The 14,815-nt window shown below is 41.7% G+C and carries 16 protein-coding genes; 7 read left to right on the top strand and 9 right to left on the bottom strand.

All coding sequences use genetic code 11. The features are described from left to right. Window positions 1-32 precede the first annotated feature (32 nt). From IM676_RS11535 to psbQ, 6 genes are all read right to left on the bottom strand, one after another. Entirely contained in the window at window positions 33-1,058 is a 1,026-nt protein-coding gene (locus IM676_RS11535; protein ID WP_200990017.1) for an IS701 family transposase, read from the bottom strand. Between the two features lie 343 nt (window positions 1,059-1,401). Next, window positions 1,402-2,265, bottom strand: coding sequence for an alpha/beta fold hydrolase (locus tag IM676_RS11530; protein WP_200987048.1), 864 nt, complete (start codon window positions 2,263-2,265; stop codon window positions 1,402-1,404). A gap of 26 nt (window positions 2,266-2,291) precedes the next feature. Beyond that, on the bottom strand, window positions 2,292-3,383 hold the full coding sequence (locus IM676_RS11525; RefSeq protein WP_200987047.1) for an NAD(P)/FAD-dependent oxidoreductase: 1,092 nt from the start codon (window positions 3,381-3,383) through the stop codon (window positions 2,292-2,294). Between the two features lie 140 nt (window positions 3,384-3,523). Beyond that, complete coding sequence (locus IM676_RS11520) at window positions 3,524-4,264, bottom strand: LemA family protein (protein ID WP_225880338.1); 741 nt, start codon at window positions 4,262-4,264, stop codon at window positions 3,524-3,526. 5 nt (window positions 4,265-4,269) lie between these two features. Then, on the bottom strand, window positions 4,270-5,481 hold the full coding sequence (locus IM676_RS11515; RefSeq protein ID WP_200987046.1) for a TPM domain-containing protein: 1,212 nt from the start codon (window positions 5,479-5,481) through the stop codon (window positions 4,270-4,272). A gap of 141 nt (window positions 5,482-5,622) precedes the next feature. Then, window positions 5,623-6,081, bottom strand: a complete 459-nt coding sequence (gene psbQ, locus IM676_RS11510; RefSeq protein WP_200987045.1) for a photosystem II protein PsbQ — start codon at window positions 6,079-6,081, stop codon at window positions 5,623-5,625. Window positions 6,082-6,353: 272 nt separating this feature from the next. Between psbQ and IM676_RS11505 the strand changes: the two genes are divergently transcribed. Further along, a complete protein-coding gene (locus IM676_RS11505; protein ID WP_200987044.1) occupies window positions 6,354-6,782 on the top strand; it encodes a hypothetical protein in 429 nt (142 codons plus the stop codon). On the opposite strand, the gene IM676_RS11500 is transcribed toward IM676_RS11505, so the two are convergent. Beyond that, complete coding sequence (locus tag IM676_RS11500; protein ID WP_200987043.1) at window positions 6,779-7,207, bottom strand: thiol-disulfide oxidoreductase DCC family protein; 429 nt, start codon at window positions 7,205-7,207, stop codon at window positions 6,779-6,781. The genes IM676_RS11505 and IM676_RS11500 overlap by 4 nt on opposite strands. A 149-nt stretch (window positions 7,208-7,356) precedes the next feature. Here IM676_RS11500 and IM676_RS11495 point away from each other — a divergent pair, with 149 nt between their 5' ends. The 5 genes from IM676_RS11495 (at window position 7,357) to IM676_RS11475 (ending at window position 11,599) form a co-directional block, all read left to right on the top strand. Then, window positions 7,357-8,091, top strand: a complete 735-nt coding sequence (locus IM676_RS11495) for a class I SAM-dependent methyltransferase (RefSeq protein ID WP_200987042.1) — start codon at window positions 7,357-7,359, stop codon at window positions 8,089-8,091. Window positions 8,092-8,225: 134 nt separating this feature from the next. Continuing rightward, window positions 8,226-8,543 carry a hypothetical protein gene (locus IM676_RS11490; RefSeq protein ID WP_200987041.1) on the top strand — a complete coding sequence of 106 codons (318 nt, stop codon included), beginning with the start codon at window positions 8,226-8,228 and terminating at the stop codon, window positions 8,541-8,543. Between the two features lie 186 nt (window positions 8,544-8,729). Then, on the top strand, window positions 8,730-9,899 hold the full coding sequence (locus tag IM676_RS11485; RefSeq protein ID WP_200987040.1) for an AGE family epimerase/isomerase: 1,170 nt from the start codon (window positions 8,730-8,732) through the stop codon (window positions 9,897-9,899). A gap of 63 nt (window positions 9,900-9,962) precedes the next feature. Then, window positions 9,963-11,063 carry a phosphotransferase enzyme family protein gene (locus IM676_RS11480; RefSeq protein ID WP_200987039.1) on the top strand — a complete coding sequence of 367 codons (1,101 nt, stop codon included), beginning with the start codon at window positions 9,963-9,965 and terminating at the stop codon, window positions 11,061-11,063. Further along, window positions 11,060-11,599, top strand: coding sequence for a DOMON-like domain-containing protein (locus IM676_RS11475; protein WP_200987038.1), 540 nt, complete (start codon window positions 11,060-11,062; stop codon window positions 11,597-11,599). The genes IM676_RS11480 and IM676_RS11475 overlap by 4 nt, the downstream gene beginning before the upstream one ends. Here IM676_RS11475 and IM676_RS11470 read toward each other — a convergent pair whose 3' ends face one another. Further along, entirely contained in the window at window positions 11,600-12,007 is a 408-nt protein-coding gene (locus IM676_RS11470) for a hypothetical protein (RefSeq protein ID WP_200987037.1), read from the bottom strand. 5 nt (window positions 12,008-12,012) lie between these two features. Beyond that, entirely contained in the window at window positions 12,013-12,582 is a 570-nt protein-coding gene (locus IM676_RS11465) for a hypothetical protein (RefSeq protein WP_200987036.1), read from the bottom strand. Between the two features lie 340 nt (window positions 12,583-12,922). Here IM676_RS11465 and IM676_RS11460 point away from each other — a divergent pair, with 340 nt between their 5' ends. Next, on the top strand, window positions 12,923-14,650 hold the full coding sequence (locus IM676_RS11460; RefSeq protein WP_200987035.1) for a succinate dehydrogenase/fumarate reductase flavoprotein subunit: 1,728 nt from the start codon (window positions 12,923-12,925) through the stop codon (window positions 14,648-14,650). The last annotated feature ends 165 nt before the right edge of the window (window positions 14,651-14,815 follow it).

The following is a 14,815-nucleotide window of genomic DNA, read 5'->3' as shown; positions in this document are numbered from 1 at the left end:
TACGCATTGACAAAAAATATGATCTATGATATCTAGATCATGCGATCGCTATTAAGATTAGCAAAAATATGCTCACGTACAACTAAAGTAAACAGATTCCGTTGTATTTCATACCAATTGCTAATTATTTTTTCAGAGCGCATAAACTCCAACTTAACAAAAGCTTGAAGTGAACAAAAGATGTGAGTCTTAATTGCATGAGTATCCCTAACCATGAACCGACAAATTCCACATACTTGTTTTATGGCTCGATGAAAGGTTTCAATTCCCCAATGAGTATCATGAATTGTCATAAATTCATTTCTAGTTATATCCTCGATTCTTTCCTCATCTGGAAGATACAAAATATAGTGTCTAGAGTCTTCTTTTTTAAAGTCTTTCCTAAACAACTTTATAAATCCAAATTCTTTCAGATGAGTCCTTAATCCTTCTTCGGGAATAGCCAGAGTGCTTACTTGACAATACTTGTGTGGCTCATTTGAAACAGTTCTATTTTTTTCAATTCCGAAGAGAAAACCCAATTTCTGGTTTTTTAGGAATTTCAAATTTTCTACTCCTGAATACCAACTATCACCTGTTACAATTCTGGGTTTGACTCCCCAGCTTATTATTTCACTTACCATTTCTCTAAAATAATCGTTTTTTGTTTTTCCCTCCTTTTTATCATATATTCTGTAATTTATTGGCACTGAATTACCATGAATATCACTGTAATATAGAGTGATTAAATTTAAGCCAATAATTGTTTTATGGGCTTTACCTGACCAAAAATAACCGATTAATTCAGCATTTTTGGGGTCGCTGTAAATCTTTTCTATCACTGTATCATCTACACTTAGTATTCCTCCTACCAAGTTAATAACTTTTTCTATAATGTTGAATAAATCTTTCGGTTCATATCGCTCTCTCAATAAAAAGCGATTCACACTATCATGTGAAACGTCTCCTAATATCTCTGCTAACCTACTGCACCCCCCAAACTTTGGCTCTGACAGTAAAAATAAGGTGTATAGGTCTAGATTGCATTGCGCTGTGGATGGTTTCGTGATTTTTCTAATTGTCTGATACCTAGCAAGTAGACGACCTATATTTATCAATTCACTATTTTGTTATTCTGTCAATGCGTAACTCCTATAATATTATAAATCCGCGATTAAATCACTATTAACTAACCTTGAGTATCCTTAAACTTCAACCAAAAGATTATTTGTGGCTGACGAATGACACGGTAGTTACTGAATAAATAACCAAGGGGAGACAACATTGATACAAGAGGCTTTGATCAAGATTTTCTTTGAGTCTTGTGATTCATTCTGTAAACTTACCGCGTGACATATAAAATTTTCGATTGGTAATTGTTTAAGTATGTCTCTTTGTCTATAATATCGATTTTTCTCAGATTTATTTATTTTTTGATTGGGTATTTATCCGCCTGACAAAAGGCAAAAGGTCTGTGAGGATGTCTTGGGAGTAGTGTTCTTGAGGGTAATGCCCTACATTATTAATTTTTATTAATTCCGCACTAGGTACAGAATTAGCAAATTTTTCTGCTACATCTATGGATAGCCAAGGGTCTATCATTCCCCACTGAATCAGAATGGGTTTGTCCCATTGTTGAAAGCCAGATTCTATTTCTGACATTGCTTTGTCTAGTTGTAAGTTGCGAATAGTGGCTAACAGACTTCGCCCCGCAGTGGAAGCTTTTAAAAATGGTTGGCGATAAATATCTAAATCTGGATCTTCGATGCGGTAACGACTACCGCCTTCTAGTGTCCGATCCACTAATAGAGGGTCTTGAGTGAGCATTTCACCCGCCAATGGTAAACCCAGTTGTTTTATTTTCCAAGGTAATTTAGCATCGCTGGAAATGGGTGTATTTAAAATGGCTATGTTAGCAATTTGTTCTGGATGGCGCAAGGCGTATTGTAAGCCCACAGAGCCTAAAAATCCTTGCACAACTAAAGAAAAACGTTCCAATTCTAAGGCTTTGATAAATCCCTCTAATGCGGTGATGAATTTATCAGGTGTGTAGGCAAAATCCGATTTTTCTGGTTGAGCAGAAAAGCCATAACCAATCCAATCAGGGGCGATGGCTCTGGTTCCTTGACTGGCTAAAGCCGGCATAATGTTCCGCCAGCTGTAACTTTGTGAGACTAAACCGTGTAGTAATACTACAGGCAGTAAATCTGTTCTGCCAATAGGTTCACACTCCCGATAAAACCATTTCAGAGAATCTACGGTAATGGTATGTTTTTTTAAAGACACGCTATCTTCCTAATAAAATCTAAAAACTATTTTTTATTATCAATAGAAATAATCATCTCATGAATTGCGTCAGCTGTGGCTGGTGCCAGTAAAACCCCATTGCGATAGTGTCCAGTAGCTAAGAGAACGTTACTAAAGCCAGGGAGTTGATTAATCACTGGCGCGGGACGATTTTCAGGACGGGGACGTAAACCCGACCAAGTGCGAATAATTTCGGCTGTGGCTAAATCTGGGCAAAAGGCGATCGCTTGCTGCCAAACTTGATCTAATAATTCTTGATTCGGTGGGATTTGCTCATCATGACTAGGAAACTCCACCGTTGCACCCACCCAATAATTACCGTTCCCCACAGGGACAATATGTACATCATTCCCAGTCAAAACAGGCTGAAACTCAGGATTGCCTAATGGTCGTTCTAGACGTACTTGTAAGGCTTGTCCTAGTACCGGACGAATATTAACCATCTGGTTTAGTTGTGCTGTGAGTGATGTAGAACCTAGTCCCGCAGCTACAACTATGCAATCAGGATTAATTTTACCCTCTGTAGTCGCAAGTGCATGAGAGTTATTACCTTGTTCAATGCCCAAAACATCCACACCAAATTTAAACCTTACCCCATTGTATTGGGCAGCCTCAACTAAAGCTAAGGTCAAAGACCTGGGATTTAGTTGACGGTCTTGGGGAGAATAAACTGCAGCGGTAACTTCAGGGTTATTTACTTGAGGACAAAAAGTTCTGAGTTTGGCTGTGTCCCAAATTTCTAATTTCCAGCCTTGAGAGTGGCGAATTGCGGCCAGTTTTTCCCACTCTGATAAATTTTCTTCTGCCCCTAAAAGCTTGAGAATCCCTTGGCGATTAAAGGGAATTTTACGACCTGTTATGGCTTCTAATTCGGGAATTAAGGTTTCGTAGCGTTGGATGCTTGTTTGTCGCCTTTGCCAGGCTTGACCTTTGATTTTATGGCTAATCACACCCATTAAAACCCCCAGTGCAGCACCTGTGGACTCTTGGGCTGGTGGTTGACGGTCAATGACTGTAATCTTAAGACTCTTAATTAGGCTGAGTTCATAGGCGATCGCCGCTCCTATAATACCACAACCGATAATCACTATATCCATGTTTTTAGAGGAATGTATGCTGGTATCTCTTGTTTGTCTTGTGCGATCGCCTCCGGTGCTGCGCTGGCGCTATCGCCTGAGCAATAATCTGTTTTGATGATGTTTTGATTAATTATACAAGACTGGGGAACTCTGGCTATTTAGCGGAAAAATTCACGCTTTTCAAAGCCAAACATATTCGCTACCAAGGAGTTAGGAAAACTTTGGACTTTTTGATTATAAGCTTGTACAGCTTGATTATAACGGCTGCGTTCCACAGCCAGACGATTTTCAGTACCTGTTAACTCATACTGAAGGTTAGTCAATAATTGGTTAGATTGCAATTGGTAACTAGCAACTGCATAATTAGTAAAACCTGCAATTGCTTGATTCATTTGGACTGCTGCATCAGCTTTTTCTTGGGGAGTTGCCGCTTGTAAATAAGCTTGACGCGATCGGTTTAATAAAGCAACTAACTCCTTTGTCTGTTGAGCATCAGCTTGGGTGATATTGATCAGATTGGGAATTAAATCAGCACGGCGCTGGAGTTGATTTTCCACTTGTGCCCAGGCGGCTTCTACTGTGTTACCACTACTTTGAATTAAATTGTAAGTCCAGCCAGTCCAGATAATTGATATTGCTAATATACCAGCGACAATAGTCACTAGCCTTTGGCGAAAACGTGCCAACTGCTGTTGTGCTACTTGTTCTTGCTGTTGTCTTTCCTGGATATCTTGAATTGCTTGTTCAATGAACTCCACAGGAATATCAACTTCCTGACCCGCCGCCACTAAGTCAGCAGCAGAGTAACTTTGAGTGTGTTGGGCGTAGTAGCGCGAGGCTAACTCCAGCACATCTGGGGCCATTTCTTCGGGAATTCTCTTTTCTGGATTGTTCATCATAGTATCTACCAACTACCACCGGCGCCACCGCCGCCGCTACTACCGCCGCCAAAACTACCACCGCCACCGCTACTACCGCCGCCAAAACTACCACCGCCACCGCTACTACTACCGCTTGAGGGGGGAGGTAATCGGGGAATTGTTTGTTCTGTTTCCCGGTGATAATTACAAACATTGCACTTATCGATAATCAATTTTCTTCCCGAATTGTATTGGGTGGGTTGTTGGATAGTTTTCTCACTGCGAGTAACAGTTAATTCTTCACAGTGAGGACATTCTCTAAATCGAGGTGAATAACTTTCCAGAGCAACTAGATGAAATACTTGATGATTGTTGTTCTGGTTGCACTGGAGACAATTCCAACCCTCAAATTTGACACTACCTAAGTTTTGTGCTGCTTTTTGCTGTAATGTGAGACTTGACTCGAATAAGCTTGAGTCCACTTTTGCCATCGGTTGCTGACAATCAGCACATGAAAAAATGTGGTTCCCTTGTTTTCTACGTGTATACCCTTCTGGTTGCAGGAAAATCTTTTCGGGTCTGCTCAGAAGATAAAAAACATATCCAGTAAGTACAACTATTCCCACCAGTACGACGGTACCTAACAGTAGCGATATGAAGGTGGGTTCATCCCCGGTCACCCCTGCTCTAGGTACAATGCCCACTGTATCGGGTTCAGAGGCTAAAACAATTACCAGCGCCTTTGTTCCGGCTAGGATACCACCTTCAAAATCCCCTTGTTTAAATTTGGGTATGATCTTGGTATCAATAATATTTCCGACTCTAGCATCGGGTAAAATCCCCTCGACACCGTAACCCGTCTCAATTTCTACCCGGCGATCGCCTACTGAGATTAAGAATAATACACCATTATCTTCTCCTGCTTTGCCAATTCCCCAGTAGTTAAATAATTCCGTGGCAAAGTCTTTGGGAGACGCTGCTGATGAAGTACTTGGTACTGTAACTACAGCCATTTCTGTACCATTCTTCGCCTCTAAATCAGAAATCATCTGATTAATTTGGGCTTGTGTATCCTCACTGAGGATACCCGCCATATCAGTTACCCAATCACCAGATTGATCACGGGGATTGGGGATTTCTTGAACTGTCACAGCTAGGCTAGATAGGGGCGCAAAAATTACAGATAAACCAACAGATAAATAAAATATTATCACCCAAAGATAATGGGTTCTGGTGTGGTTAAAATTAAATTGCATTGGTTTTGCCTCGAGATGACAAAGGTCTAGAGACCATCTAGTTCACATCAGTGAATATCCCAAGACCGGATAGCAGGTAGAGAGAAAAACAACAAAAGCCTTCCCCTCTACCCATTGTATTCTAGCTAGTGTCTAATGTACTTATGATTTCGCACTCGTATCAGGAAGCAGTTGCAAGAACTGGTCAATATCTCCCAAAGCTGCTTGGTAGTTATTTAAAGCCAGCTGTGTGTTACCCACTCCAGCAGCTTCATCAATTTTCACCAAGTGGTTGAGCAAATCTCGATTTTTCTGCCGTGCTGTGGGCTGGTCTGAAGGTAAGAGATTGGGGACAATATAAGTCATGCTCAACCTCGCTTCTGTCATCGGACCATGTATAAAATTGCCTACATTAATCCAATCCTTTTTGTCAATCAGGGTTTTTAGTTCTGCTGCGCGATCGCGCACAGCCTGAATTTTGGGGACATATTCCTGAATTCTCTCTAGTTGAGTTGCTGAGTAAGTTGGAGGTGCAACTGTGGCGCTAGGACCACTACAACTGACGAGAAATGTGGCTAATAATACTAAAATCAGAGAAAAAATCGAGCGGTGACGCGCCATAAACTAAACTTAACTTGTGTTGTGTATACCGACTAACAGTGTAATTTTAGATCGTTAGGGTGATTTATCGTTCTACTTCACAAGGGATTTTCCTGAAAAATCTAGTTAAGGGGGTTGATATTTGAGATTCAGGACATAGTGAGTGCGTATTTAGAGATAAATTAAGTATAATTACTCAAGATACAGCAATAAACACCGATATGATCAGCCTTCTGGGGGTTTTTCAGTCCTAACATTCCCCATAGTTCGGTACAATATAGGAGTGTTTTTTCGTGAACGCATCTGAACAAGCCACAAATCTTGAACTCGCCAGCAAGATTGCTACCGTAGTGAATTTGTTTAAATTGGAGTTTCCTGATGCTAAATCAGATCTAAAACCTTGGAAGAATGACCCAGACACTAGGGAGTTGGTAGATCCAGATTCTATAGACATCGGTTTTCACTTTCCGGGAATCAGCAAATCTTGGCGCAGTCGCAGTATTTTAATTCAAATCCGCTTTTACCAAGATCCCATCAATGACTCCCGGCGTGCTATCGGTTTAGAAGTCGCCGGTTTTGACCATCGCGGTGAAGCGTGGCGACTGTCAACAGTGGAAAACTGGAGTTTTGTCGGTATGTGTGAACCCTCGCCACAAGTCCGGGACAAACTCAAGCAGATTTGTCGGCACATTTTAGAGGTGTTTAATAAATCTGGTGATTAAGATTCATTAATCAAAGGTGTTGGTGTTTTACAGTGACCATCGACACAATAGGCTGATTGATAAGTACTCTCACGCCGGCCAAAAATAGTATAACGGTGGTCGCGGATTTGTTCATAAAAGCGATCGCCCGCCCACTTCATCCCGGGTAAACCCCGGTAAGCATCTACAAATACTCTTCCCATGGGTAATAACCGCCCAATCTCTTCAGCAGCATCACTACCCTGCCAACGTCTTTGGGATGTGTCGCCATCAATTAAAATCATCCCCAGTTGACAATCTTGGTCTGTAATTCCCCACTGTGCTAGTGTTTGTTCATCTTGCATGGGAGCGTAGCGAAACAGCCTTCCTTGGTCTAGCGTCTCCAGTAATTGCACTAGGGTAACACAGAGATTACAGTTGCCATCGTAGATAACGTAGTATTTCATAGAATTGACTTGTTTGGTAGTAAGGAAAATAAGTACAAAGGCTGAGGCACAAGTGTTACTTTTGGAGTTGAGATAAAACTAACATCTCCCCATTCCTCAATTGGGTACACTAGAATTTAATTCTAAATAATCTAGGAACACTATAGAGAATGTCTAAAAAGCGTAATTCACCATTACCCAGTAATCTCTTTCCCTCCCAAACTCCCTATCAGTCAGATAACTGGGAGGAGAGAATTGCCCAGGTAGGGTATCGCTTTAACCGACAGTATCAAAAACAAGACTTAAAATTACCAGCAGAAATAGAAGAAATGCCCATATATCAAGAATGGGTAGCGGGTATTTTATCAGGGAGAATTGTTTCTCCTTTTTGGGAAATTGCTCAACCGAAAAAAAACCAGCAATGTTTAGATATTGGCTGTGGTGTCAGCTTCTTAATCTATCCTTGGCGGGATTGGTCAGCATATTTTTATGGTCAAGAAATCAGCACTGTGGCGCGAGATACCCTCAATTCTCGTGGTCCCCAATTGAATTCTAAGCTGTTCAAAGGTGTAGAGTTGGGGCCAGCTCATCAATTAAACTACTCGCCCAACCAATTTGATTTGGCGATCGCAACAGGTTTTAGCTGTTATTTCCCCCTAAAATATTGGGGTGCTGTGTTACTAGCAGTCAAGGGGGTCTTAAAACCAGAGGGACATTTTGTATTTGACATCCTCAACCCAGAACACCCTTTAGCAGAAGACTGGGGATTGTTAGAAACATATTTGGGGGCTGAAGTATTTCTAGAACCTGTAGCCGAATGGGAAAAAATAATTAAAGCTACCGGTGCCAAAGTAGTGAAACAGCAATCAGGAGAATTATTTGATTTATATAAAGTCAAGTTTTGATACTTTTCTAACTTGAAGAACTTCATACTGTATAACCCTGGACTGAGGACTTCAGTATTGATATTCACAAGAATGAGGTCAGGGAGTAATCCATTCTCAATTATTCAGATCAGCTCAATACAGGAGTTTTTTTTATGGCTGATGCAATTCAAAACGTTGATCTAGACAGCACCATCTCCGCATTGCAAAGAGAATTAACATCTATCCCCACAGATCAGGCCATGGCTATCATCAATACTTGGCAGCAACAACTCTCAGGAACTGATCTAGCTGAAGATTTGGGCGAACTTAAAGAAGCGCTCCTCAGCGGTGATGTTGACTCTATTGCGGATCTCCTGGTTAATTTAGGTGAAGATACTCAGAATATAGCTGCTAACACCACTGGTGATATAGCGAATAAAGTGCAGCGACTAGGGGAAATGCTTTGTCAAGCTGGTAGTTCTTTGGAATAGTTCTAAATCTTTTCTATTCTATCCACAGTATAGAAGCAAACAAGCAAACAAGTTGTGTCCCTGAGTACATTGTGAACTGGCAATTATTCACTGATAATTGTTAAGGAACCTCACCCCGTCTTTGATTTCCTGTCAAAGTCTCCCCTGGGGTGAGGTTCTTTTTCAGGTTCATACAACAGTAAATATATGGACTACAACTGCAAAACCCTGGCGGAACTCTATCAAAATGCACTCCTCAATCATGTACTGCCATTTTGGGAAACATATTCCCTGGACTGGGAGCATGGTGGCTATTTTACCTGTTTAGACCGCAGTGGTCAGGTTTATGATACAGATAAATTTATCTGGTTACAAAATCGCCAAGTGTGGACTTTCTCCATGCTATGCAACCAGCTAGAAAAACGGGAAAGCTGGTTAGGAATTGCCAAAAATGGGGCTGATTTTCTTGCCCAACATGGCAGAGATGCTGAAGGTAATTGGTACTTTGCCCTTACCCGTGAAGGTCAGCCACTAATAGAACCCTATAATATATTTTCTGATTGCTTTGCCGCCATGGCATTTAGTCAATACGCCTTAGCTGCTGGCGCAGACTGGGCTAAAGATGTGGCGCTGCAAGCTTATAACAATGTTTTGCGCCGTCAGGATAATCCTAAAGGCAAATATAACAAGACCCATCCGGGTACACGCCCCATGAAGTCCTTAGCTGTACCCATGATTTTAGCTAATCTCACTTTAGAAATGGCATGGCTGCTACCCAGTGAAACCCTTGAGAATGTCCTGGCTAGCACTGTTAAAGAAGTGATGACGGATTTTCTTGACCAGGAACGGGGACTGATGTATGAGAATGTCACCCCTAACGGTTCTCACATTGATTGCTTTGAGGGGCGGTTAATTAATCCTGGTCATGGCATTGAGGCTATGTGGTTTATTATGGATATCGCTAGCCGGAAAAATGATACTGATACTATTAATCAAGCTGTTGATGTGGTGCTAAATATCCTCAATTTTGCCTGGGATAATGAACACGGCGGATTATATTACTTTATGGATGCAGAGGGTCATCCCCCCCAGCAATTGGAATGGGATCAAAAATTATGGTGGGTGCATTTAGAATCTTTAGTTGCATTAGCCATGGGCTATCGCTTGACGGGGCGTGACTCTTGTTGGCAATGGTACCAGAAAATGCATGATTATACTTGGTCACACTTTGCTGATCCTGAAGGTGGGGAGTGGTTCGGTTATCTTAATCGTCGTGGGGAAGTGTTGTTAAATCTCAAGGGCGGTAAGTGGAAGGGGTGTTTCCATGTACCCCGTGCATTGTATCTTTGTTGGCAACAGTTTGCAGCGCTCAGTTAACTGGGATTTTTCCCAGTATAGCCTCTGTGCAAGGTCTGTGGGGAGTGGTACAGGTAAAAGAAGATGACAAAAGAGATTAATTTAATTGCTGTCGCGGAGAAATTCACACATCAAGGTCAGGTTGTAGCCGTTCAATCTTTGGGGAATGGTAATATTAATGAAACTTTTCTGGTAACTCTCAATTCTGCCAAGCTACAGCATTTTGTGTTGCAACGCATCAATACCCAAGTGTTTCGGCAGCCGGAATTGGTAATGCAGAATATGCGTATTGTCACAGACCATGTTGGCGATCGCCTTAAAGGTAGCCCAGTTAGTCGCCCCTGGGAGTTTCCCCGGGTTTTATCAACTCAAGATAGTCAAGACCTCTGGTTAGATGAGAATGGCCGCTGCTGGCGAGCTATTAGCTTTGTGGAAAACGCCCAATGCTTCGACACCTTGGAAGACAGGTACCGCGCTTCGGAAGTCGGCTATGCTTTGGGGATGTTCCATCTTCTGATCAGTGACCTACCGCCGACAAAACTAGCGGATACTTTACCAGGGTTTCATATTACACCACTTTATCTACAAGAGTATGAGGTGGTTCTGGGGAAAACTCACCTGCACCTATCGCCAGAAGTCAATTATTGTTTACAATTCGTCAGCGATCGCACCGCTTTTGTAGACATTTTAGAAACTGCCATCAGTAAGGGTAAACTACCATTACGCCTGATGCACGGCGACCCTAAAATCAATAATGTGTTGTTTGATCGAGGGACTCACAAAGCAGTCAGCCTGATAGACCTGGATACCGTCAAACCGGGACTAATACATTATGATATTGGTGACTGTATGCGATCGGGTTGCAATCCCCTGGGAGAAGAAACCCAGTATTGGGACAAAGTGTATTTTAATACAGAAATATGTCAGTTAATTCTACAGGGTTATCTGGCTGTAGCTCAAGGTTTTCTCACAGAGAATGACTACACCTACATTTATGATGCCATTCGGTTAATTACCTTTGAGTTGGGATTGAGGTTTTTTACTGACTATTTAGCTGGGAATATCTATTTTAAAGTCAAATATCCAGAACACAATTTGGCTAGAGCTTTAGTTCAATTTAGGCTGACTGAAAGCATCGAATCTCAAGAAAGCACAATTCGCCAAATTATCCAAGATTTGAGATGAGAAATCAGACATTTTCCTTACTACCCTTTCCCTCACAGCAATTCTTACCCAAGATACAGATTGTAGGTAATATCCACCGATATGCAAATAAACTTACCCTCAATTACCAAGTTATCGGTGACTTACAACAGCTTGTGATTCCGACCTTATCAGATACACCAACCCGCCAGCATGAACTATGGAAAAATACTTGTTTTGAGTTTTTCTTGGGTATTAAAGGTCATCCACAGTATTGGGAGTTCAACCTTTCCCCTGCTGGAGATTGGAACGTTTATCACTTTGATGGATACCGTCAAGGGATGAGAGAGGAAACAGCTTTTGCTGTTCTTCCTTTTAGTATCCAAAAGCAAGGAGATAGTTTAACCCTGGTTGTGGATCTTGATTTGGGTCAAATCATCGTCATAGAACAGGAAATAGAAGCAGCAATTACTACTGTGACAGAAGATAGAAATAGTAATATTACTTACTGGGCATTAACTCATAGTGGGGTACAGGCTGACTTTCATCGGCGAGATAGCTTTATGATTGATTTGTAACTATTCATCACCAACGGGGAAAACTAACTCAAACTTAGTTCCTTGTAGCTGTGGGTAAGGGTATGTAGTGACATAATTTCTGATGATTTTTTGTAAAATTTCTGCATAACTCAAAGCTGCTGCTAGCTGTTCCCAGCTAGGAGTTCGAGAAAATTTAATTCCCCGTTCTTTAGCTGCTTGGCGACACCCATTATAAGAGCCATACTGTTGTAGAAGTTGATCTTTATCTATTAAATTGGGTGCAAAAGGTAAAGCAGCTATGGGGGTTTCATTGCTCTGGTAAACTTCCTGGTCTAGTTCATTTACAGCCACTTGCGCAACTGTGTAAATGGCGGCGGAATTGTGCAAGTCTCGTTGGTAATTGTCCTTGAGAACCTCTAACAGTTGATTGAGGCGTTTTTTACCCATGATTTTTATGACTCATTATCTAAAAGAGATTTTCCGATTGAACGGGGGTCTTGAGACATTTGTGGTTTTTGCTGTAGTTGCTCAGGGGTAAAAGGAGAGGAGGATACAGCAGATGGTAATTTTACTGTTTCCTGGGTCTTTTCTTCCCGCCACCATAGTACAATTGATTTAATTGCTTGCACCAATTTGAAGAACCTGCTGGGAAAAGATAAATAATTCCAGTGTGCTTGTTCTGGATTCTCAATATCTGAGACTGAATCAAAGGCTGTAGAAAGTTGGTCTAAATATCGACTCATTGAGCCAATTTCATTTTCCATTTCTACCACAGTCTGGCGGTAAACTTCGGCAATTTCTGTTTTTTCCTGTTTTAGTTGGTTAATGAGAACTTGCATCCGTTCTTTATGTTCTTTATTTCTACGGAGCAACTGGGAACGACTACGATTTGTGAAAACTAGACAATCTCGCATTTCTCGATACAAGATATCAACTTCATTGTTGTTAAGCCCATCAATGGTTTTGGGAAACTCTGTGGCGGAACGAAACCGTGCAGATGATTGATTCTTTTTTTGCTGCATAGGATTATTTAATGTTTGCTTTTACCTACTTGGGATTAAAAGCATGAGCAGATATGGGGACTTGAAGTTGATTTGGTGAAAGTAAATTTACATAAGTATATCAATATAACTGTTAAATTATATATCACAATATTACTGTATTCTGAACCAGAATCTTTTGATTTATCAATGCTTACTCTAATATCTATCTTGAGATAGATGACATAACTAAGATATCAGTATTATTATTTTATGCCTTTAGCCATGGATGGAATGCTCACCCAACTTCTGCTGAGTGAAATAGGGTAGATGAATTGCTCTACTAACATAGAACAACAAGTGATTGCACAAAGGGTTAATTATGCTCGAACATGATGTGATTATAGTCGGTGGCGGATTAGCCGGATGTCGTGCTGCGGTGGAAATTGCCCGTACTGACCCTAGTTTAAATGTGGCTCTGGTGGCTAAAACTCACCCGATACGTTCCCACTCGGTAGCAGCTCAAGGGGGAATGGCGGCCGCGCTGAAAAATGTTGATTCAGGAGATAGTTGGGAAGCACACGCTTTTGATACTGTCAAGGGGTCTGACTATTTAGCAGACCAGGACGCGGTAGCAATTCTCGCCCAAGAAGCGCCAGATGTGGTGATTGACTTGGAACACATGGGTGTTTTGTTCTCGCGGTTACCTGATGGTCGGATTGCTCAACGGGCTTTTGGCGGACATTCCCATAATCGCACTTGTTACGCTGCAGATAAAACTGGTCACGCGATTCTTCATGAGTTGGTGAACAATTTGCGGCGTTATGGTGTGCAAGTTTATCAAGAGTGGTATGTGATGCGCCTGATTTTAGAATCAGGTGAGGTTAAGGGTGTGGTGATGTTTAACTTGCTAGATGGACATCTAGAAGTATTACGAGCTAAGGCGGTAATGTTTGCGACTGGTGGTTATGGTCGCGTTTACAATACTACTTCTAATGATTATGCTTCTACGGGTGATGGTTTGGCTATGACTGCTTTGGCTGGGTTACCTTTGGAAGATATGGAATTTGTGCAATTTCATCCCACTGGTTTGTATCCGGTCGGGGTACTGATTTCTGAAGCTGTGCGGGGGGAAGGGGCTTATTTGATTAATAGTGATGGCGATCGCTTTATGAAAAATTACGCACCTAGTCGCATGGAACTAGCTCCTCGTGATATTACCTCACGGGCGATCGCTTACGAAATTCGCGCGGGTCGTGGTATTCATCCTGATGGTAGTGCGGGTGGTCCGTTTGTTTATCTTGACCTGCGACACATGGGTAAAGATAAAATTATGAGTCGTGTCCCCTTCTGTTGGGAAGAAGCACACCGTTTAGTAGGTGTGGATGCTGTCACTCAACCTATACCGATTCGTCCTACTAATCACTATTGTATGGGTGGTATCCCTGTGAATATTAATGGTCAAGTCCGCAGCAGTGGTGATCATTTAGTAGAAGGATTTTTTGCTGCTGGTGAAACCGCTTGTGTATCAGTCCATGGTGCTAACCGTCTGGGTAGTAACTCGCTGCTAGAATGTGTAGTTTATGGTAAGCGTACCGGGGCGGCGATCGCTGAATATGTGCAAAAACGTCGGTTACCGACTGTAGATGAGCAAAGTTACATTCAACAAGCCCAAAAAGAAATACAAACCTTAATAGAACAACCGGGAAAATATCGAATTAACCAAGTGCGCCAAGCCTTTCAGGATTGCATGACTGAGCATTGTGGTGTATTTCGTACCGCCGAATTAATGGCCGCGGGTTGGGATAAAGTCACAGAATTACAAGAGCAATATTCAGACATCCTCTTAGATGATAAGGGGAATTGCTGGAATACAGAACTAGTAGAAGCCCTAGAATTAAAAAGTTTAATGGTAGTTGGAAAAACAATTTTAGCCTCAGCTATGAACCGCCAAGAAAGTCGCGGCGCACATTTTTGCGAAGATTATCCCCAGCGAGATGATGTTAACTTTCTCCAACACACCATGGCTTATTATTCTCCAGCAGGTATTGATATTAAATATCGCCCAGTGGTGATTAATATGTTTGAGCCAAAAGAGCGCAAATATTAGGAATTTTCCCCAGTCGAAACCTGGTCAGGGAAGTTTTGAGGTTATATTTAAAATCCCCGCGTTTTTACACCCGGTGGGACTAGTTGACCTTGGAGAGGAACGGTTTTAAAGCCAAGCATGAGGGGCGACTCTCATGCTGAGATTGGTTGTAGCTGTTGTATATCT

Origin of the sequence: Anabaenopsis elenkinii CCIBt3563 (genome assembly GCF_015245355.1) — a bacterium.
In the GTDB taxonomy this organism is placed as follows: Bacteria; Cyanobacteriota; Cyanobacteriia; order Cyanobacteriales; family Nostocaceae; genus Anabaenopsis; species Anabaenopsis elenkinii.
The sequence above is the reverse complement of the archived record's forward strand: the minus strand, read 5'-3'. Positions and strand labels throughout refer to the sequence as shown.

Bases quoted from the DNA above. Each gene is read 5' to 3' on its own strand.
- IM676_RS11525 (WP_200987047.1), bottom strand. From the start codon at position 3,383: ATGGATATAGTGATTATCGGTTGTGGTATTATAGGAGCGGCGATCGCC.
- IM676_RS11520 (WP_225880338.1), bottom strand. From the start codon at position 4,264: ATGATGAACAATCCAGAAAAGAGAATTCCCGAAGAAATGGCCCCAGAT.
- IM676_RS11515 (WP_200987046.1), bottom strand. From the start codon at position 5,481: ATGCAATTTAATTTTAACCACACCAGAACCCATTATCTTTGGGTGATA.
- psbQ (WP_200987045.1), bottom strand. From the start codon at position 6,081: ATGGCGCGTCACCGCTCGATTTTTTCTCTGATTTTAGTATTATTAGCC.
- IM676_RS11500 (WP_200987043.1), bottom strand. From the start codon at position 7,207: ATGAAATACTACGTTATCTACGATGGCAACTGTAATCTCTGTGTTACC.
- IM676_RS11495 (WP_200987042.1), top strand. From the start codon at position 7,357: ATGTCTAAAAAGCGTAATTCACCATTACCCAGTAATCTCTTTCCCTCC.
- IM676_RS11490 (WP_200987041.1), top strand. From the start codon at position 8,226: ATGGCTGATGCAATTCAAAACGTTGATCTAGACAGCACCATCTCCGCA.
- IM676_RS11485 (WP_200987040.1), top strand. From the start codon at position 8,730: ATGGACTACAACTGCAAAACCCTGGCGGAACTCTATCAAAATGCACTC.
- IM676_RS11480 (WP_200987039.1), top strand. From the start codon at position 9,963: ATGACAAAAGAGATTAATTTAATTGCTGTCGCGGAGAAATTCACACAT.
- IM676_RS11475 (WP_200987038.1), top strand. From the start codon at position 11,060: ATGAGAAATCAGACATTTTCCTTACTACCCTTTCCCTCACAGCAATTC.
- IM676_RS11470 (WP_200987037.1), bottom strand. From the start codon at position 12,007: ATGGGTAAAAAACGCCTCAATCAACTGTTAGAGGTTCTCAAGGACAAT.
- IM676_RS11465 (WP_200987036.1), bottom strand. From the start codon at position 12,582: ATGCAGCAAAAAAAGAATCAATCATCTGCACGGTTTCGTTCCGCCACA.
- IM676_RS11460 (WP_200987035.1), top strand. From the start codon at position 12,923: ATGCTCGAACATGATGTGATTATAGTCGGTGGCGGATTAGCCGGATGT.